The organism is Citrobacter sp. Cb041, from assembly GCF_030336655.1.
Classification (GTDB): Bacteria; Pseudomonadota; Gammaproteobacteria; order Enterobacterales; family Enterobacteriaceae; genus Citrobacter; species Citrobacter braakii.
In genome coordinates this window covers 134,179-153,464 of the sequence record NZ_JAOWDD010000039.1, presented here as the reverse complement: position 1 = coordinate 153,464, position 19,286 = coordinate 134,179, and the positions used below count along the sequence as shown (strand labels likewise).

The window sequence follows — 19,286 nt, the reverse complement described above, 5'->3', positions numbered from 1 at the left end:
AAATTGACTGAAAATAGTGTGCGACAGAGGGAGGGCTGTTTTCGACGGGGAAATCTGTTTTCATTGCCAACAATCTTGCAAAAAAAACGTCCCGGGAATGCCTGGTTTATCAGCAATAATCAGACGGTGCGTACCAGAGGAAAAAACGGGAACACAAAGACAGTGAAAATAATTGCGAAATGCGTCATGTTTTTAATCGCCTCTGCGCTGAATTTGTTTCTTATATGTAAATTATTAATGCAGACTTAATAACATTTATTCTTTTTGATTATTATTAAACGCAAATAATCAATTGCAGCAATGTACCAAAGCAAAAGGTGTCATCTTGCAGACGGCGCAAATAATTTTGTTTCGCCGGGAAGGAATAACGTTGTATAACGTCATTATCATTTTTATTTTCTGATATTAATAATCCCAAAATTGCTGCCTTTAGGTGGAGGTTGTCATGTATCAACGCTGCTTTGATAATGCCGTGGAGACCCTTTTTGAACAGGGAAAAACCCCGAGATTCTCGCGATTCGTCATCAGTGATGACCCTAACTGGGAGTCGGGTCATCACGTTCACGATAATGAAACAGAGCTTATTTATGTCAAAAAAGGGGTCGCAAGATTAATTATCGATTCGTCGCTGTATGTCGCGCATGCCGGGGATATCGTGGTGATAGAGCAAGGGCGACTCCATGCGGTTGCTTCGGATAGTAGCGCGCCTGCAACGACTTACACCTGCGCGCTCTACGGTTTTCGTTTCAACGGCTGGCAGGATAATCAGCTATTGCAGATGCACTCGTGTCCGGTGATCAGCGTTACTCAGGGGAAGGAAGTTATTAAGAGTATCTTTAATGAGTTGGGGGTTATGCTCCCCCAGAGCAAAAATAACCTGACATCTTCAGCCTACGATGCTTTTGCTTATGCTTTAACCGTTTTATTTTACGAAAACTTTAAAAATGCCTATCGTTCTGAGCAAGGTTATATTAAAAAAGATGTCTTAATTAAAGATGTGCTGGTTTATTTAAATAATAACTTCCGTGAAAAAATTACTCTCGATCAGTTATCCAAAAAATTCCGGGCCAGCGTGAGTTATATCTGCCATGAATTTACTAAGGAGTATCGAATTTCGCCGATCAATTATGTGATTCAGCGACGAATGACCGAGGCGAAATTTGCCCTGACGAATACGGAAGCTTCGTTAGCGGAAATCTCCTGGCGGGTAGGGTATGAAAATGTCGATCACTTTGCCAAACTCTTTCAGCGGCATGTGGGTTGTACCCCCAGTGATTATCGCAAGCAGTTTAAAAATAATCTTGTTGAGCAGGAATGTTTGATGCCAGAGGTCTGATTATCCTGGCTCGTGCCGGAAAACGCTTGTGCGCTATCCGGCACGGATTACCGCTTACTTATTCTGGTAATCTTTCAGGATTTGGCGTCCGGCGACGTAAATCATAATTTCGTCGGTGCCGCCGCCAATGCGCTCGCAGCGAACATCGCGCCAGAATCGGGAAACGCGTGCTTCATCGGTGTAACCCAGCCCGCCCATGATCTGAATGGCGTCATCAATCACTTCCATTGCCGTGCGGGCGCAATACAGTTTTGCCAACGCCGCGCTGGTCCGCAGCGACTGTTCCTGATCGGCCTGCCAGGCGACTTTCAACACCATATTGCGCATGTTTTCAATTTTAATCGCCATCAGCGCCAGTTTTTCCTGGATCATCTGGTTATGGCCAATCGGTTTACCAAATGCGATGCGCTGGTTAGCGTAACGGGCGGCATCTTCGAAGGCGCACTCGGCGAAACCGGTACTACGCGCGGCGTTGATCAACCGTTCCATCTCAAAGTTGTACATGACGTTGAGGAAGCCCATGCCTTCTTCGCCGACCATATCGCTTTCGTCTACTTCAACATCATCAAGATAGACTTCGCAGGTGCTGAGCATGTGCCAGCCGATTTTATGCAGCGGATTAACCTTAATGCCGGGTTTCTTCGAATCCACCCACCACAGTGTAAAGGCTTTCTTCGGATCTTTCGGCTCCGGGTCGCGAGCCAGTACCAGCATATAAGGATACTCTTTAGCGCCGGTGATAAAGGTTTTTTGCCCGTTGAGATATACCTTGCCGTTTTTGCGGGTGTAGCTGGTGGTGGCGCTGTTATTGTCTGAACCTGCTCCCGGTTCGGTTAATGCCAGCGCATAAGCCGGATCGCCCGTTTCCATGGTGCTTTCTGCTGTTTTACGTAACTGCTCGGCGGAGCCAAAACGACGCATACTGTGAATGCACTGACCGTTCGTGATTAAAAAAGCGGGTGCGCCGCATTTGGAAACTTCCATCAGTGCCAGCATCTGTGTGACGTAATCTGCCGGGATGCCGCCAAATTCTTCCGGAACGCCCAGCATTGAAATACCGTTGTCCGCAAGGGCGCGCATAAACTCTTTCGGATAGGTCGCCGTCTGATCGCAGGTACGGAAATATTCCTCCGGGAAATTGCTGGTAATCAGTTCGCGAATGCTGGCAAGCAGCAGCTCTTGTTCTTCAGTTAATGAAAAATCCATCAGGGTACTCCTTTTAATTGGCGGCATCGGGCAATATAAAACCCATCGAAGCATCGATAAATAATCTTTCGTCCATCAGTTTCAGTTCCGGAGAAATAACCGGAGGGAAATCCATTTTGTCCAGAATGTCTTCCTGTAAAGAGACTCCTGGCGCAATTTCGACTAAATGAAGACCATCTTCTTTTAACGTAAATACAGCACGCTCGGTGATGTAACGCACATCCAGTCCGCGCTCGAGTGCAATTTTTCCGCTGAAAGTGACTTCAGGTAATGCGTTGACGAATTTTTTCACCCGGCCTTCCTGCACGATATTTAATTTGCCATTGGCAACTTCCGTTTTCAGGCTTCCGGCAGTTAAGGTGCCGCAAAATATTATTTTCTTCGAGGTGGCGCTAATATCGATAAAACCGCCGGTTCCCATAATTTTGCCATTGAATTTATGTACGCCGACATTGCCGTGGCGATCCACTTCGGCGAAGCTTAAATAGCAGACATCCAGCCCACCGCCGTGGTAGAAGTCAAACTGGGAGGTCATATCCAGAATCGCGCGGGTGTTGACGTTAGCGCCAAAAGCGATGCCCTGGGAGGTAATTCCGCCAATCGGACCGGTCTCGACCGTCAGAATAAAGTCGTCAGCGCAGCCTTCTTCGCGTGCAACGAGACCAATACCATCGGCGATACCCACGCCAACGTTGCCGACCGCGCCTTTACGCATTTCGAACAGGGCGCGTCGGGCCACCAGTTTACGCTGATTGAGCGGCAGGGCAGTCTGCTGGCTGTCATCAAGGACAAAATCACCCGAGATAAAGCGGTTAACCGGCGCACCGCCGTACAATTGAGTTTGATCGGGATCGATGACCACAATATCGACCAGATAGCCCGGAATACGCACAGCTTTTGGGTGCAGTGTGGCTTTCTTCACCATTTTTTGCACCTGCATCATGACGATACCGCCGTTGTTGTGAACGGCCTGAGCAATCACCAGCGCGTCGAGATACATAACTTCATCTTCAAACGTGGCGTAACCTTCGCTGTCGCAGGTGGTGGCGCGAATAAAGGCGATGTTTGGCGCAATGGCTTTGTAGTAGAGGTACTTTTTGTTATCAATTTCCACCAGCTTGATCAGATCTTCGGTGGTCACTTCATTCAGCTTTCCGCCCTGTTGGCGGGGATCGACAAATGTTCCGATACCGATCTCACTCAGAATACCCGGCTGGTGGGCTGCCGAGGCACGCAGAGTCTGGGTTAATACGCCCTGAGGATAGTTATAGGCGGCAATTTTATTCTGCTCAGCGAGGTCGGAAATTCGTGGTGATTGTCCCCAGTGGCCGCATAATGCCCATTTGACTAAACCTTCCTGAGCTAACGGGCTAATTCCACGGTCAGCACGGTCACCTAATCCCGTTGGGCTAATCAATGATAAGTTTCGGGGTGAATGTGCGTTTTTATATTTTTCAGCCAGCGCATTAATTAATGTTGTTGCTTCGAGAATACCGCCACCTGCGCCTAATACACAGAGCGTTGCCTCATCAGGAATATAATTAATAGCATCCGCTGCGGATAATACGGGGACCCGACCATCAATGCGTTTTGGTCTTGATAATTTCATATGAACTCCAGATTATATGCGTGCGACTACCTGTCGCTATATTCGACAATAATAATGTGAGTTATTTAATAATGTCCGGCCATCTGCCCGATATTCGTGATTAAGCGAATATCTGGGGCAGGGCATTACTGATATTAATATGGATAAACGGTACTATTATGCCTGATGCAATATGGTCAAAACGGTACGTAGGTCGGTGACCGAAATTTGCCCAGGGGCAGAGGCTTTTTTCACCGCACCAAAGGTTGCCGCTGAACCGAAAACCTCACCGGACAGACGTGAAATCACCCCTGTTTTGGCCATCGACATGGTAATGATCGGGCGATCGGCATAGCGTTCCTGCATTTCCAGCGTGGCGCCAAGCAGGGTCAATACATCCGTTTTGTTTTGCGGCATCAGGGCGATTTTCGGGATATCAGCGCCAAGCTCCTGCATTTTACGCAGGCGCAGGACAATCTCTTGTGCCGCTGGCGTCTTATGGAAATCATGATTCGACATAATGACGGCGACATTTTTTGCATGTGCATATTCGACGGTGGCTTTAATCAGTTCGTCACCGGTGAAAAGCTCCAGGTCAATCATATCGACCAGACCGCTATCTACCGCCGCACGGTTTAGCGCAATATAGTTTTCGACAGCCAGCGCCTGTTCACCACCTTCTTTGGCACTACGGAAGGTGAACAGCAGCGGTTTGTCAGCCATCACCTCGCGGATGGCGCGTGCTGCTTCCAGTACGCCATCAACGGAGGACACCTCGGTGAAATGGTCAACGCGCCATTCCAGAATGTCGAAATCCGCCTCGCGATAGGCCAGCGCTTCGCTTTTTACCGTTGCGATGTCTTTACCCATCAGTGAGACAATGATCTTCGGCGCACCCTCGCCAATGACGAGGTTTTTTACGGTTACGGTTTTCATCGATTACCCTTTAAATATTTTACAAATGCTTGCCCATCAGGCTGCAAAACCCATAACCTGTTTCACATACTCAAGAGGGAAATCTTTCCCGGTCCAGAGTTTGAACTGTTCAGCCCCTTGCCATAACAACATGCCGTAACCATCAATCGTTTTGCAACCGGCAAGTTGTGCCTGTTGCAATAATTTGGTCATATGCGGGTTGTAGACGCATTCAGTCACCAGCAGGTCCGGGCGTAGCAGGGAAACGTCGGTCACCAGAGATTCGTTCTCCAGCGGCTTCATTCCCACTTTCGTACCGTTGGTCAGAATATCCGCGCTGGCCAGTGCGTCCGCAAAAGCCTGTCGATCGTCGAGATCGATAACGGTGACCACGCAGTCGGTATTTTCATTAACACGTTTGGCGAATTCCTGCGCTTTGGCAAAGAACTCATCTTGACGGTTAAAGAGTTTGATTTCTTTGATGCCTTCAATCGCCGCCTGGGCGCCAATGGCCGTTGACGCGCCGCCTGCGCCCAACAGTACCATGGTTTTACCCCTGATATCGAAACCGCTTTCCTTGATGGCGCGAATATGCCCCGTGCCATCAGTATTGTAGCCGCGCAGGTAACCATCATCATTGACGATAGTATTAATCGCGCCGACCAGTTTGGCTGCAGGCGTTAATTCATCAACATATTCACATGCCAGCTGCTTGTTGGGCATTGAGACTCCGGTACCGCGCATTTTTAAGGCCTTCAGCCCGGCAATCGCATTAGCAAACGTGGAGTTATCGACTTCAAATGCCATGTAGGTAAAAGGTAATCCCGCTTTTTCTAATGCCTTATTTTGCATTTCAGGCGACAAGCTGTGTCTGATAGGGTAGGCCATCAGACCAATCAGTTCATATTTTGCAGTTACGTCCATTTGATACTCCTTCTAAGCAATTTATTGAAAATAACGTTCGCCCAACCGCACATCATTTTTGGGAATATCAAATACGCGGTAGTAACGAATAAAGACGATGATGGCGGTGATGAAGGCCAGCAAAGCAAATGCGAGGTCCAGCAAAATGATGTACTGCAGGCCAATGTTTGAAAGGTATCCGGTGATTAATGGGATAATAAAGTTGGCTACGCCCCCCATCATCATATAAATACTGGTGACCTTGGCTTTGCTCCTGGGGAAAAACTCTGACATCACCGAAACGCCGAGCTGTAAAATACCGCCTGCGGCAGAAAACCCGATAAGAAATGAACCGGCGTTACACACCAATGGGGATGGATATAAATAGATAACCGCTGCGGTGAGGGTTGCCAGCCCGGCGTTAAACACATTCGCCCAAATGGGTCGAACCATTTTCTTGAGCAGTGCAGCAAAAATAAACACGCAGACCAGCGATCCCATACTGTAGTAAGAGATGGTTTTCAGCGCGTCGGCTTCTGCCATGCCGGCAAATGCCATCGCGTATTTCGGCATCCAGACTACGATGACGTAAAAGGTCGAAAATGCGGCCACCCCAAACATAACGGAGGCTACGCCTTCCAGCCAGACCAGCGGTTTACTGTTCATCTGTGGTAGCTCTTTTGCAATGCCCGCATCCACCATCTGGCTGGGGAAGCGGCTTTTGAGCAGCATCAACGTTATGACGACGAACAGTACTCCCGGGATAATGACCGCATAGCCGTACCAGATATGGTTAAGCAGCATGGTGCTGACGACGATGGGGTAGATCATCTGCCCGAATGAGACCATCGCTTTAACCAGGATAACCGCTGACCCAGACGCCTTAGGGAAGCATTCCATCAAAGCCGGATAGCCCCCTGTATCCAGGGCCGAGTTAGCGACGCCGACACAAACAGCGAGAATAAAGGCAATCATCAGATTCGGGCTGGCGGGAATGCCGAAGAAAAACAGCATGTACAGAATTGCCCCTAACAGAATGATAGCCCGTCTACCAAATTTATCTGAGAGCACACCAAAGAATAAAATACTCACCAGGCGACCAAGACCAATGCCGGAAATTAAATAGGCTATCCCAGCATTGTCGGTGGAGAATTTTTCTGCAAGAGAACTCATGTTTTGCGCCAGTGTAATGACGCTAATGCCGTGTAAAAAATAACTTAAATAAATACAGATTATCGCCAAAAGAAATGGCGTATTAAAGGTCTTATTTTGAGACATGTTCACAACTCCTTGCGGATTTTAAAATTGTTCTGTGCTCGTCGATTTTGTTTAAATTGCGGCGACCTTGTGATTAATATACCGGGGTGCTGATATTGTGCCTACATAGCATGGCGTTTAAGTTACCAGGTATGTTGCATGCTCAACTGTGAAACTTAATTCTTTCAACCAACATTTTGCTGAAGTTTTAAAACCGCGACCAATTATTTTGCAGCGGGGGAGAACAATATTGCATCCGCATTATTTTACGACCGTCGCCATGTTTAGTTGCTGCTTTGTCGCGATACGGCTGCGATAGCCAATAAACAATGCTAACAGGAAGCCTACCGCAGCTATGCCGGTATCAAACCACATGATGTGAGCAATGCTGGTCTGCGAGAGTCTTGCCGTTATCAGTGGGATGGTGAAGGTCGCAATACTGCCCGCGCTGTAGTAAATCCCGGTGGCTTTGCCCTTCGCATCGGGAAAGCGTGCGGCCATCAGCGTTAAGCCGATTTGTACAACGCCTCCGGCTGAAGAGAAACCGATGACAAACGCGAAGACGATCACCATGTAGATCGACGGATGCAGGCAAACCATCAGCAATGCGATAAATGAGATAAAGGTGTACAGCATTAACAGAGAGGTTGCGCGCCCTGTCTTTCGTGCCAGTGGCGCGGTGATCAACACACACAGTAGAGAACCGCAGGTGTAAATGCTTAACAGCTTGATCGATAAAGTGTAGGACATCCCGGCGACAAACTGTCCGTACTGTGCCAACCACTGGCTTATTAGATAAAATGTCGCCATGGCGATGTAGCCGTACAGAGTGTAACTGGCGAGATCGAGAAGAGAACAACGATGTTCAGATTGTATGCTTTTCTGTTCAACGGGTAATGCCTTGAGGGGGGCTTGATGCCCAGGATGGGCCGGGAATCGACAGCGAAACAAAAATATGCCATTGATTAGCATTACCGCGGCCGCCACAAGGAAGGACCAGCCAAACCAAAGTTCTGCCCACACCAGCAGACTGATAATCATCGGCAGCAGAAACTGACCGATGGAAACAAACGCTTTAATTAAGATATTAGCCGTGCCGGGAGAGCGGGGAAACGCCTCCATCAGGCTGGGGTAGGTTCCGGCGTCAAGAAAACTGTTTGCCATTCCGGCTAAAAATCCAAAAGCATAGGCAATATAAATGCTGTGAGTATTGATGATGCCTACAAAGAACAGCAGGTAGCAGACCATGCCGAAAATAATAAACGGTCTGCGGCCATAGCGATCGGAAAGCATGCCCGCCACCAATAACACGCTTAAACGGCCAATGCCGAGTGAGGAAATAACAATTGAGACCCCTGCGGCATCGGTGTGCCACTGTTGTTCCAGTGAAGACATATTGAGGCTCATCAGAATGACCCCCATGCCGTGTACCAGGTAATTAAAGTACAGCCCTATCGCAGTGGAGAAATAGGTGTTTTTCATAATATGTTACTCAGCGAAAAGGCTAAATGAGTGTGGCGCTGCGGTCTCTTAACACAAACGCTCAAGATCGTGGGCATACAGTTCAACAGCGGCCGATTGATAGATTTTCCAGTCGAGAAAATCATCGTGCTGATAAACCGCCTGAAAAGAGATCAGATCGGGAAAGAAACGCATGGTGTTATTACCGATACGGTTATTTATTTTTTCGATAATGGCGTTAATTCTTAACTTTCGTCTGGCTTTCATTTCTGCACAAATGCGCGTGATGTCTTCCGGGATTTCCCTTTCGCCATTCTCCCATTGTTGCCAGGCGGCAACATTGTGATCCCGCGAGATATACATAGCGCTTTCTTCTACCGTCATAGCAAAAATATGGCGGATAGCCTGGAGTTCTAATGCGTTCATTATTTGATCACCTCATAAAAGACGGTGGAATAGTAATAACATTGCTGTGGATATTTCGGCTTGAAGAGAGTCACAGTATCTTGTGCAATATTATTTGTTTATCAACGGGGAAGAGGGGCGCTGTGGTGCGGTAAGGCTGGTGGCGAGGCGCGCGAAGGACAAAAAAAAGCCCATCGTGGGAGATGGGCAAAGACTACACACAGCAATTCGTTGTTTCACTCAGGGGATTTCCATGCTTATAAATCAATGTGTTGATCTAAAGCCATGGGCTAATAGTAGGCATACTGATTTTTTACGTCGATCAGATTCATCTCAATAGTTTAAAAACTGTAAATAATTTGCGAAGCAAATGAGTATTTAAAGAAGGATAACGTTGGGTCTTATTCAGTAAGCGGGCGGAATTGATTAGCAATGTTAAACAATCAGGCGGCGGTGCCGCCTGACGTGGGATTACTTATTGCGTTCGATTTCAGCAATTTCTTCGAGGATTTCGTCGGGATCGCTACCTGGCGCAGGGGCTTCGTTTACCCAGGCGGAGAACAGACGCCACGACACGGCCAGTACCACCGGGCCGATAAACAGACCAATCATGCCGAAGGCAATCAGTCCGCCGATGACCCCTGAGAGAATCAGGATCAGCGGCAAATCGGCCCCCATGCGAATCAGCATCGGGCGAATAACGTTATCCAGCGTTCCGACCACGCCGCTCCACACCAGCAGCACCGTGCCCCAGGTTGAATCGCCCGTCCAGTACAGCCAGATAATGGCCGGGACCAGCACCGGCAATGGCCCCAGTTGCACCAGACAAGACAGGATCATCAATACCGCCAGCAGCGTGGCGTACGGCACGCCGGTTACCGCCAGACCAATGCCACCGAGCACTGCCTGCACCAGCGCGGTGACCACAACGCCTAATGCGACGGCGCGAATGGCTTGTGCTGCCAGCAGAATGGCGGCATCGCCACGTTTGGATGCCAGGCGACAAGCGAAGTGGCGAATACCTAACGCCACCTGTTCACCGCGCCAGTACAGCAGGGCGCTGAACAGCAGCATCAGACCACAGTGCATCATAAAGCGGCCAAGATGTGCAGCCTGGCCAACAAACCAGGTCGTCGTCGTGCCGATATAAGGACGAACCTTGGCCATGATGGCCGCGCCGCCCATATCCAGCAGACTGTGCCACGCGGCATACAATTTTGCGCCGACCAACGGAATACTGTTCAGCCACGCCAGATCCGGCAGGGTCATATCGCCTGCGGTTACGGCATGGATCAATGGCCCGCTGCCATCAACAATGCTATTGACCAGTAGCGCGATAGGAATGATGAACAACAGCACCAGCAGCAGGGTCATCACCAGCACGGCCAGCGAGCGACGGCCCCAGAGCAATTTTTGTAAGCGTAGCAGGATCGGCCAGGTCGCAATGACCACCGTCCCCGCCCATGCAAAACCGAGGATAAAGGGCTGAACAATCCAAAGACAGGCCACAATCATGACGGCTAAAAACAGCGCCGATAGCAGCACTTGTGCAATATCCTTGGGCTGGCGGAAATTTACCATAAATACTTTTCACCTTTGTCTTTGCGCCAGAACGTTGACGCGACGTGAACACTTAAATGACACCCTGTAATGATGAGCAATTTCAGCGGTTTTTAACAGGCGGATTCTGCCTGTAAATCTGCTGAGCGTATTAGAAAAAAATGTGATACAACAAACAAAGCAACACGCAAACGATTAAATTCACAACACAGACCGCAGGAAAGGGTCACTATAATGATTCCACAAATTTCTCAGGCGCCAGGTGTCGTTCAACTGGTGCTCAATTTTTTGCAGGCACTGGAGCAGCAAGGATTTACGGGCGATACGGCAACGAGCTATGCCGATCGTCTGACAATGTCGACGGATAACAGTATTTATCAGCTGCTTCCTGATGCTGTCGTATTCCCTCGTTCAACCGCAGATGTGGCGCTCATCGCTCGTCTGGCGGCGGAACCTCTTTTCTCTTCGTTGATTTTTACCCCACGCGGCGGCGGCACCGGAACCAACGGTCAGGCGCTGAATCAGGGCATTATTGTTGATATGTCCCGCTATATGAGCCGCATCATTGAAATCAATGCGCAGGAAGGTTGGGTGCGGGTCGAAGCCGGGGTGATAAAAGACCAGCTCAACCAGTTTCTGAAGCCTTACGGCTATTTCTTTGCCCCCGAGTTATCCACCAGTAACCGGGCAACGCTTGGTGGGATGATCAATACCGACGCATCCGGACAAGGCTCGTTGGTTTACGGTAAAACCTCCGATCACGTGCTGGGTATCCGTGCGGTGCTGATGGGCGGCGATATTCTTGATACCCAGCCAATGCCGGTCGAACTTGCCCAAACGCTGGGTAATAGCAACACCACTATTGGCCGCATTTACAAGACGGTTTATGAGCGTTGCCGCGACAACCGACAGCTGATCATTGATAAATTCCCGAAACTTAATCGCTTCCTGACCGGTTACGATCTGCGGCACGTCTTTAACGATGAGATGACCGAATTTGATTTAACCCGCATTCTTACTGGCTCTGAAGGTACGCTGGCGTTTATCACCGAAGCCCGTCTGGATATCACGCCACTACCCAAAGTCAGACAACTGGTTAACGTTAAGTACGACTCTTTCGACTCGGCATTGCGTAATGCCCCGGTGATGGTGGACGCGCGCGCGCTGTCGGTAGAAACCGTCGACTCCAAAGTGCTTAACCTGGCACGGGAAGATATTGTCTGGCACTCGGTAAGTGAATTGATTACCGATGTGGCGGATAAAGAGATGCTGGGTCTGAATATTGTGGAGTTTGCCGGTGACGATGAAGCATTGATTGATTCGCAAGTCAGCGCACTGTGCGAACGGCTGGATGGCTTAATCGCGCGTCAGGAAGCGGGCGTTATAGGCTGGCAGCTATGTACCGAGCTGGCAGGCGTCGAACGCATTTACGCGATGCGTAAAAAAGCTGTCGGTCTGCTGGGGAATGCGAAAGGGGCCGCGAAGCCGATTCCGTTTGCTGAAGATACCTGCGTTCCGCCGGAACATCTGGCTGACTATATTGCCGAGTTCCGTGCTCTGCTCGATAGCCACGGCCTGAGTTACGGCATGTTTGGTCACGTGGATGCAGGCGTGCTGCACGTCAGACCGGCGCTGGATATGTGTGACCCGCAGCAGGAAGTGCTGATGAAACGCATTTCTGACGATGTTGTCGCGCTGACGGCAAAATATGGCGGTCTGCTGTGGGGCGAGCACGGGAAAGGTTTTCGTGCAGAATATAGCCCGGCGTTCTTCGGTGAGGAACTGTATCGCGAACTGCGTAAAGTGAAATCGGTGTTTGATCCGCAAAACCGGCTCAATCCTGGCAAAATCTGTCCACCGGAAGATGTTGATGCGCCGATGATGAAAGTGGACGCGGTGAAGCGCGGAACGTATGACCGTCAGATCCCGCTGGCCGTACGCCAGGAGTGGCGTGGGGCGATGGAGTGTAACGGCAATGGGTTATGCTTTAACTTTGATGCGAAAAGCCCGATGTGTCCGTCGATGAAAATCAGCCTCAACCGCATCCATTCACCGAAAGGGCGAGCTACGCTGGTGCGTGAATGGCTGCGTCTGTTGGCAGATCGCGGGATTGACCCGCTACAGCTGGAAAAAGAGCTACCGGAAAAACGTGCCAGTTTACGTACGCTGATTGCCCGTACCCGCAATAGCTGGCATGCGCGCAAAGGCGAATACGATTTCTCGCACGAAGTGAAAGAGGCAATGTCGGGTTGTCTGGCGTGTAAAGCCTGCTCTACACAGTGTCCGATTAAAATCGATGTGCCGGAGTTCCGCTCACGCTTCCTGCAGTTGTATCACACGCGTTATCTGCGGCCGTTGCGCGATCACATGGTGGCGACCGTTGAGAGCTATGCGCCGTTAATGGCGCGGGCGCCCAACACGTTTAACTTCTTCATCAACCAGCCGCTGGTGCGTAATCTGGCTAAAAAGCACATCGGCATGGTCGATTTACCGCTGCTGTCTGCGCCGTCGCTTCAACGTCAGCTGGTTGGTCATCGTTCCGCCAATATGACGCTGGAACAGCTCGAATTACTCAGCCTTGAGCAAAAAGCCCGTACGGTGCTGGTGGTGCAGGATCCGTTCACCAGCTATTACGATGCACAGGTGGTGGCTGATTTTATACGTCTGGTTGAAAAGCTGGGTTTGCAGCCGGTACTGCTGCCGTTCTCGCCAAACGGCAAGGCCCAGCATATTAAGGGCTTTTTAAACCGTTTTGCTAAAACCGCAAAGAAAACATCTGAGTTTCTCAATCGGGTGGCGAAGCTGAATATTCCGATGGTGGGTGTCGATCCGGCGCTGGTGCTTTGCTATCGCGATGAATACAAACTGGCGCTCGGGGAACAGCGGGGTGATTTCCATGTGTTACTCGCCAACGAATGGTTATCGACGGTTGTGGAGTCACAGCAGCCAGTGGCTGTGGGCGGTGAACCGTGGTACTTCTTTGGACACTGTACCGAAGTGACGGCCCTGCCGGGCGCGCCTGCTCAGTGGGCGGCTATTTTTGCCCGCTTTGGTGCAAAGCTGGAGAACATCAGCGTAGGGTGCTGTGGTATGGCGGGCACCTATGGCCACGAAGTGAAGAATCATCAGAACTCACTGGGGATCTATGAGCTATCATGGCACCAGGCAATGCAACGATTGCCGCGTAACCGTTGTCTGGCTACCGGATACTCCTGTCGCAGTCAGGTTAAACGCGTTGAAGGCACGGGCGTTCGCCATCCATTACAGGCACTGCTGGAGATTATAGGATGATCTGGAAACGTGAAGTCACACTCGAAGCGCTCAACGCCATGGGTGAAGGAAATATGGTTGGGCTGCTCGATATTCGTTTTGTGCACATTGGCGATGACACGCTGGAAGCCACAATGCCGGTAGACCACCGTACTAAACAACCTTTTGGTTTGCTGCACGGCGGCGCGTCCGTAGTGCTGGCTGAGAGCATTGGTTCGGTGGCTGGCTACCTGTGTACTCAGGGTGAGCAGAAAGTGGTGGGCCTGGAGGTCAACGCCAACCATATTCGCTCGGCGCGGGAAGGGCGCGTCAGAGGGGTATGTCGCGCGGTGCATACCGGCTCCCGTCATCAGGTATGGCAAATCGAAATCTTCGATGAGCAGGGACGATTGTGCTGTACGTCGCGTCTGACGACAGCAATTTTGTGATGCATATTGCTTTTGGTCATTATCTGCACAGGGAATGGTGTTATACTGTGCAGGTTTTGAACACAAGCGAGGATGATATGTCTACCCAATTAGACCCGGCCCAACTGGCAATAGAGTTTTTACGTCGTGATAAAACCGATCTTTCACCAGCTCAGTACCTGAAAAGACTGAAACAGTTAGAGCTGGAGTTCGCGGATTTATTGACGCTTTCTTCGACTGAACTTAAAGAAGAGATCTATTTTGCCTGGCGCATGGGCGTTCATTGATTCCGGTATGCTTATCGTAATGAAACCCCGACACGCGTTCGGGGTTATTTTTTGCGTTAAATCTCAATCACCACTTCATCTCGCCAGTATTAACCTTCGCACTTAGCTCCAGAGAACTTGCGTCTGCAAGACCTGGCCATGCCGCGGTGATGGTTTTAATCACATAATCCGAACCTTTCTTCGCCCCTAACGCCTGCTCAAACGATTGCAGATAGTCCTGTGTGAAGCGAATCGCTTTATCGCCCGCAGGGCGTTCGCCGATGTAATGCCCCGGGACCACCTGGGTGGGTTGTAACTTCTGCATTTCGCTCAGTACGCTACGCCACGCGCTACGCTGTTCTGCAGATTGCGTATCCGCCGTCCAGACGTGTATACCAGACGCCACGCCGGTACCGCCAATAATGGCACGGTTCGCCGGGATCCAGACGTAGGCTGCATAATCATTAGGGTGGCGCAGTTCCAGCGCTTCACCATCAACTGTGAAATGCGTTTGCGTTGTCGCCTGCGGAACGGTGAGCGATGTTGGCGCGCCATCCTTCATTAGCGGACCCCAGAATTGCAGTTTGGCCTCTTTGGTGGCACGGATATGGTCTACTACGTGCGGTGTTGCCAGGACTTTTACCTGTGGGAAGGCTTTGACGATAGGCTGCAGTCCGAAATAGAAATCCGGATCGCCGGAGGTGATCACGATGGCCTTCAGCGTTTTACCGCTGGCGCGAATCATCTGCACCAGCTGTTCACCATCTTTAGTACTGAACTGTGCGTCAAACAATATCGCTTCTTTCGGTCCTGAAACCAGCGTTGAAGAGACCGGGAAAATAGCCTTGTCCTGTGGATTGTAGACGTCCAGCTGTAGCGTCGCGGCAAAGGTTGAAGAGGCGAACAGAGGTAACAGCAGGGCCAGCGTTTTAACTTTCATGCCAGGTATCCTTGTGCAGGAAATTGTCTTTTGATAGTTCCTGTATTTTAAGGAAATTCGGATCTGTTAGAATTCCCTTATTAGGACATGCTGAGTTTCATAAAACGATCGGATGGGATGCAATGGACAGAGTGATGGCGGCAACGGTATTCAACCATATCTGTGATTTGGGCAGTCTGAGCGCCGCCGCGCGTGCGCTGGGGCTTTCCCGTCCGATGGTCAGTCGTTACCTCGACGAGATGGAGAAATGGGCGGGTGCAAGGCTTATCCATCGCTCGTCGCGCCGTCTGACGATCACGCCAGCGGGTGAAGAGGCATTAGTGAAAACGCGTTCTCTGGCGCAGCTTTCGCTGGATATTGGTGCCGCCAGCGCCGCGCAAACTCCCTCTGGCACGCTACGTGTGGCCTGTGCGCATTTTACAGCTATGCATATTTTAGCGCCGGTACTGCCCGCGTTTCTGACGAAGTATCCGCAACTGCGTATCGAGGTGGAGATCAATAATCAACCGGTAAGCCTCGTTGGAGAACGCATTGATGTGGCGATCCGTATAACGGAAAACCCTGAACCTGGAACTATCGCCCGTCGCCTTGGCGACTGTAAATCGGTACTGTGCGCGTCTGTCGAGTACCTGCATCAACATGGCACTCCTGAGACTATCGACGACCTTACGCGGCATAATTGTCTGTACTACAGCGGGTTTGCCGGAAAATCCTGGCACTTTCTGGATGCCCAGGGGCGGGCTGCCGCTGTTGCGATTAAAGGCAATTTGAGCGCCGGGATCTCTTCGTTGCTTTGTGAGTCGGCGTTGGCGGGAACGGGCATTGCGCTGGTGCCGGAACTGGAGGCGCGGGAAGGGCTGGCACAGGGAAAGCTGGTTAGACTCTTGCCCGAGCTTCAACCAAAAAGCCTGCCAATTTATGGTTTATATCTTTCGCGGGAGCATCAGCCTGCAGGACTGCGCCTGTTGCTGGACGCGCTCAGTGAAAAACAGCGCCTAATAATTGATTGAATACGCTTATAAAATAGTCAAATCGCAATTTGTGTTAAACAAAACATATCCGGAAGTGAGATTATTCTTATCGCCCCTTCAAGAGCTAAGCCATCGTGAGTGCCGGAGATAAGCGCCGGATGGGGCCGGAACCCTTAAGCCTGCCAGCAAGCAGCCTTAAGGGTTTTTTGTTGTTTGTTCATAATTTGAATTTTTTCCCTCCCGTCATTCCTACGTATCTCTAAATAGATAGTAATTCTGTAAAATGAGTATATATCTAAATCTAAAGAATTTTCTTTAACCAGCCTTGCGATTGAGGACAGTGCTGTAGGCAACTGGCTATCAACGACGCATACTGACTAGATGACCTTGTTGCCAGTCAGTAGAGTTGTGGAATGTGAACTCGCCTAAATTGGCAGTGGGGTAGGTTCGATACTGAAAACAGTGGGACTGAAGTCCCACTGTTAAGCATTTTCATTTAATTTTTGCATCTTTCCATTATCATCGACATGAACAATATAAAAATTCCGTTCAATAATAATGCGCCCATAAAGATAACGGTCATGTGTGTATTGTCCCAGACGCTGGGGTCCATCTCTTTCACATCGGGATAGATTAAATCAAATAATTTATTTTCAGGTAAATATTTGAAAATAAATAGAAAAAAACAAACCCAAGATATTGCAAATAAATACCATGTGATGACTTTTTTAATATGTTTCATTAATACACCTGAATAGTGCCGTATGCACGAAGTCTGGGGGTAATCAGCATTTGTGGAGTACTTAAAAGTGCTTCCCGGAGTATGTTGTAATGAGCTCTACTGGGAAGAGTTATACAGCCATTACTGACGCCAGTATACCCCGCAGGGTGCAATCTGAAATACCCACGGTTGACCTTGTTATAGAACGTAACGTCATCTAATTTTTCATCCTCTCTGAATAATCCGAACCAGATATCGCGGTCTGAACCGCTAATCTCTGACGCAGTATAATCTTTAATTGCGCTGAAAATCCCGCCTTTCGGACGCGAAACAATATAGTATTTACCGGGAGGAAGCGGCCCGATATCCTTAATTGCTACCGATTCAGGGTTGTTTCTATGCTCCCCACTGTTACCTGAATATGCAGGGAAGAAGCCAACTCCGGGGCAGCTAAGATTTGATAGCTGCCCACCGTTTAAATGAAATGTGCAACGAATCACCGTTCACTCCAGGAATCAGAAAATATTATATTCCCGTCGCAGTGTTTCCAGGTTATTCGTTCATATCTAAGAGCAATACTTTCAAGGTGATTGTGTTTTTCAGTGGCTGCGTTTTTCACGTCATGCATTAGAGGACAAATTGAAACCACCTTCACTGTTTCGAGTAGCATATTGAAGTATTCAACTTCCTGTCCTGCATCATTGATTTTGTACCATTTAAATTCGGCCTCTTTAAGGGTTTGTCCAGTGGCTACTGCTTTGTAAAAATATGGACTGGAGCTATCAAACTCCTTTTCAAATATAAGAGCGGTGTGTACTCGTGTTCCTGTTATTTTCCCTGTGTTGTTGTCGGTAGGGAGGTGCAGGCCATGACTAAACCCTAAGATCTCAATGCTTCCCACACGGTCGCGAACATCTACAGAACCCTTGATGTCTGCTCCTCCATCATCTTTTAACCACAAATACGCAGGTATAGCCATTTAAAACTCCATTTCACATACGCAAGGAAACTGTAATAAACGACATGACGCATGAGTACGCAAGGCAATAAATGTCATACATTTTTATTATGTTTTATTGATATTTATGAGAGAAATAAAAAGCTTAGAATTAAAAAAGAATAGTAATGGTGCACATATAAGAATAGTGAGATTTTGAAGCGAAATATATTGCTTAATTCTGATATTGAGAAAGTCTTTGTAATGCTATCAAGCAGGATCTTAAAAGTAGACGCGCAAACCGTACCGTCGATTTTGTTCGGAAGGCGTTGTGGTGTTTTGGATAAATCACGCGCAGAGGGCGCATGAAAAAGGGTGAACTTTGGGGGGCAAAAACGCACTGGGGCGCAATTTAGAGGATTAACTAGTCCGTTTTTGGCTATAACAAGAAGATATTAAGTTAATGATTATACAATAGTCGTATGATTTCATTAAATTTTTAAAACTTATTACTTAAATAGACATTATCTATACATCTTTTAGTCTTTGACCTGCCTGTACGATTCAATTGTTAAAATCCATTATTAATCAATGCATTGAACAAAAAAATCCATCCCTGTTAACCCACGCAACAGGGTCTATGCTTAGTAAAAGGGGTCAAAAAGGGCGATTAACCCGAATGCCCCTGCTGTTGAGGGGTTGAAGTGATAATCATTATCACTAACATGTTGTTATAGCTTGAAAGCTAGTGACTCGAGGTAACCCTATGGAATTGCATTCAGGAACATTTAACCCGGACGATTTTGCCTGGCGTGGTCTGACGTTAACGCCAGCGGCTGCGGCGCACATCCGCGAGCTGGTGGCAAAGCAACCCGACATGTTAGGCGTGCGTTTAGGCGTGAAGCAAACGGGATGCGCGGGATTTGGCTACGTGCTGGACACCGTTCGCCAGGCGGAAAAAGACGATCTGCTGTTTGAAACGGAGGGGGCCAGACTTTATGTACCGTTACAGGCGATGCCGTTCATCGACGGCACAGAAGTCGATTTCGTGCGCGAAGGATTAAATCAGCTATTTAAATTTCATAACCCGAAAGCCCAGAACGAATGCGGCTGTGGCGAAAGTTTTGGGGTATAGGCGGTACT

The 19,286-nt window shown here is 49.1% G+C and carries 17 protein-coding genes and 1 other RNA gene; 6 read left to right on the top strand and 12 right to left on the bottom strand.

The window, feature by feature from the left end; translation table 11 throughout:
- Positions 1 to 445: 445 nt before the first annotated feature.
- Positions 446 to 1,336: an AraC family transcriptional regulator gene (locus OGV52_RS13690; protein WP_016152891.1), complete on the top strand. Its 891-nt coding sequence runs from the start codon at positions 446 to 448 to the stop codon at positions 1,334 to 1,336.
- 54 nt (positions 1,337 to 1,390) lie between these two features.
- On the opposite strand, the gene OGV52_RS13685 is transcribed toward OGV52_RS13690, so the two are convergent.
- The 9 genes from OGV52_RS13685 to ydiK form a co-directional block, all read right to left on the bottom strand.
- The gene (locus OGV52_RS13685) at positions 1,391 to 2,542 is read right to left on the bottom strand and encodes an acyl-CoA dehydrogenase (RefSeq protein WP_003836610.1); all 1,152 of its coding nucleotides are present in this window, start codon (positions 2,540 to 2,542) and stop codon (positions 1,391 to 1,393) included.
- Between the two features lie 13 nt (positions 2,543 to 2,555).
- The gene (locus tag OGV52_RS13680) at positions 2,556 to 4,151 is read right to left on the bottom strand and encodes an acyl CoA:acetate/3-ketoacid CoA transferase (RefSeq protein WP_287108645.1); all 1,596 of its coding nucleotides are present in this window, start codon (positions 4,149 to 4,151) and stop codon (positions 2,556 to 2,558) included.
- A gap of 156 nt (positions 4,152 to 4,307) precedes the next feature.
- Complete coding sequence (gene aroD / locus OGV52_RS13675) at positions 4,308 to 5,066, bottom strand: type I 3-dehydroquinate dehydratase (RefSeq protein WP_200051740.1); 759 nt, start codon at positions 5,064 to 5,066, stop codon at positions 4,308 to 4,310.
- A 36-nt stretch (positions 5,067 to 5,102) separates the two neighbouring features.
- Complete coding sequence (gene ydiB / locus OGV52_RS13670) at positions 5,103 to 5,969, bottom strand: quinate/shikimate dehydrogenase (RefSeq protein ID WP_016156358.1); 867 nt, start codon at positions 5,967 to 5,969, stop codon at positions 5,103 to 5,105.
- A 21-nt stretch (positions 5,970 to 5,990) separates the two neighbouring features.
- Complete coding sequence (locus OGV52_RS13665; protein ID WP_047417810.1) at positions 5,991 to 7,226, bottom strand: MFS transporter; 1,236 nt, start codon at positions 7,224 to 7,226, stop codon at positions 5,991 to 5,993.
- Positions 7,227 to 7,466: 240 nt separating this feature from the next.
- A complete protein-coding gene (locus OGV52_RS13660) occupies positions 7,467 to 8,687 on the bottom strand; it encodes an MFS transporter (RefSeq protein ID WP_131405856.1) in 1,221 nt (406 codons plus the stop codon).
- Positions 8,688 to 8,735: 48 nt separating this feature from the next.
- Positions 8,736 to 9,092 carry a YdiL family protein gene (locus OGV52_RS13655; RefSeq protein WP_016156361.1) on the bottom strand — a complete coding sequence of 119 codons (357 nt, stop codon included), beginning with the start codon at positions 9,090 to 9,092 and terminating at the stop codon, positions 8,736 to 8,738.
- A 158-nt stretch (positions 9,093 to 9,250) separates the two neighbouring features.
- Positions 9,251 to 9,358, bottom strand: an RNA gene (gene rprA / locus OGV52_RS13650) — antisense sRNA RprA.
- A 184-nt stretch (positions 9,359 to 9,542) separates the two neighbouring features.
- Positions 9,543 to 10,652, bottom strand: coding sequence for an AI-2E family transporter YdiK (gene ydiK / locus OGV52_RS13645; protein WP_016156362.1), 1,110 nt, complete (start codon positions 10,650 to 10,652; stop codon positions 9,543 to 9,545).
- Positions 10,653 to 10,865: 213 nt separating this feature from the next.
- Between ydiK and ydiJ the strand changes: the two genes are divergently transcribed.
- The 3 genes from ydiJ (at position 10,866) to OGV52_RS13630 (ending at position 14,595) form a co-directional block, all read left to right on the top strand.
- A complete protein-coding gene (gene ydiJ / locus OGV52_RS13640) occupies positions 10,866 to 13,922 on the top strand; it encodes a D-2-hydroxyglutarate dehydrogenase YdiJ (RefSeq protein ID WP_200051741.1) in 3,057 nt (1,018 codons plus the stop codon).
- Positions 13,919 to 14,329, top strand: coding sequence for a 1,4-dihydroxy-2-naphthoyl-CoA hydrolase (gene menI / locus OGV52_RS13635; protein ID WP_016152900.1), 411 nt, complete (start codon positions 13,919 to 13,921; stop codon positions 14,327 to 14,329). The genes ydiJ and menI overlap by 4 nt, the downstream gene beginning before the upstream one ends.
- 77 nt (positions 14,330 to 14,406) lie before the next feature.
- Complete coding sequence (locus tag OGV52_RS13630; RefSeq protein ID WP_029139522.1) at positions 14,407 to 14,595, top strand: YdiH family protein; 189 nt, start codon at positions 14,407 to 14,409, stop codon at positions 14,593 to 14,595.
- 67 nt (positions 14,596 to 14,662) lie between these two features.
- Here the strand turns inward: OGV52_RS13630 and OGV52_RS13625 are convergent, their stop codons facing one another.
- On the bottom strand, positions 14,663 to 15,514 hold the full coding sequence (locus OGV52_RS13625) for a Vmh family MBL fold metallo-hydrolase (RefSeq protein WP_200051742.1): 852 nt from the start codon (positions 15,512 to 15,514) through the stop codon (positions 14,663 to 14,665).
- Between the two features lie 122 nt (positions 15,515 to 15,636).
- Here OGV52_RS13625 and OGV52_RS13620 point away from each other — a divergent pair, with 122 nt between their 5' ends.
- On the top strand, positions 15,637 to 16,524 hold the full coding sequence (locus OGV52_RS13620) for a LysR family transcriptional regulator (protein WP_029139523.1): 888 nt from the start codon (positions 15,637 to 15,639) through the stop codon (positions 16,522 to 16,524).
- 702 nt (positions 16,525 to 17,226) lie between these two features.
- Here the strand turns inward: OGV52_RS13620 and OGV52_RS13615 are convergent.
- Entirely contained in the window at positions 17,227 to 17,706 is a 480-nt protein-coding gene (locus OGV52_RS13615; RefSeq protein ID WP_200051743.1) for a DUF2778 domain-containing protein, read from the bottom strand.
- Entirely contained in the window at positions 17,703 to 18,185 is a 483-nt protein-coding gene (locus tag OGV52_RS13610; RefSeq protein WP_016156368.1) for an Hcp family type VI secretion system effector, read from the bottom strand. The genes OGV52_RS13615 and OGV52_RS13610 overlap by 4 nt, the downstream gene beginning before the upstream one ends.
- 724 nt (positions 18,186 to 18,909) lie before the next feature.
- Between OGV52_RS13610 and sufA the strand changes: the two genes are divergently transcribed.
- Positions 18,910 to 19,278: a Fe-S cluster assembly scaffold SufA gene (gene sufA / locus OGV52_RS13605; RefSeq protein ID WP_016152905.1), complete on the top strand. Its 369-nt coding sequence runs from the start codon at positions 18,910 to 18,912 to the stop codon at positions 19,276 to 19,278.
- Positions 19,279 to 19,286: the final 8 nt, after the last annotated feature.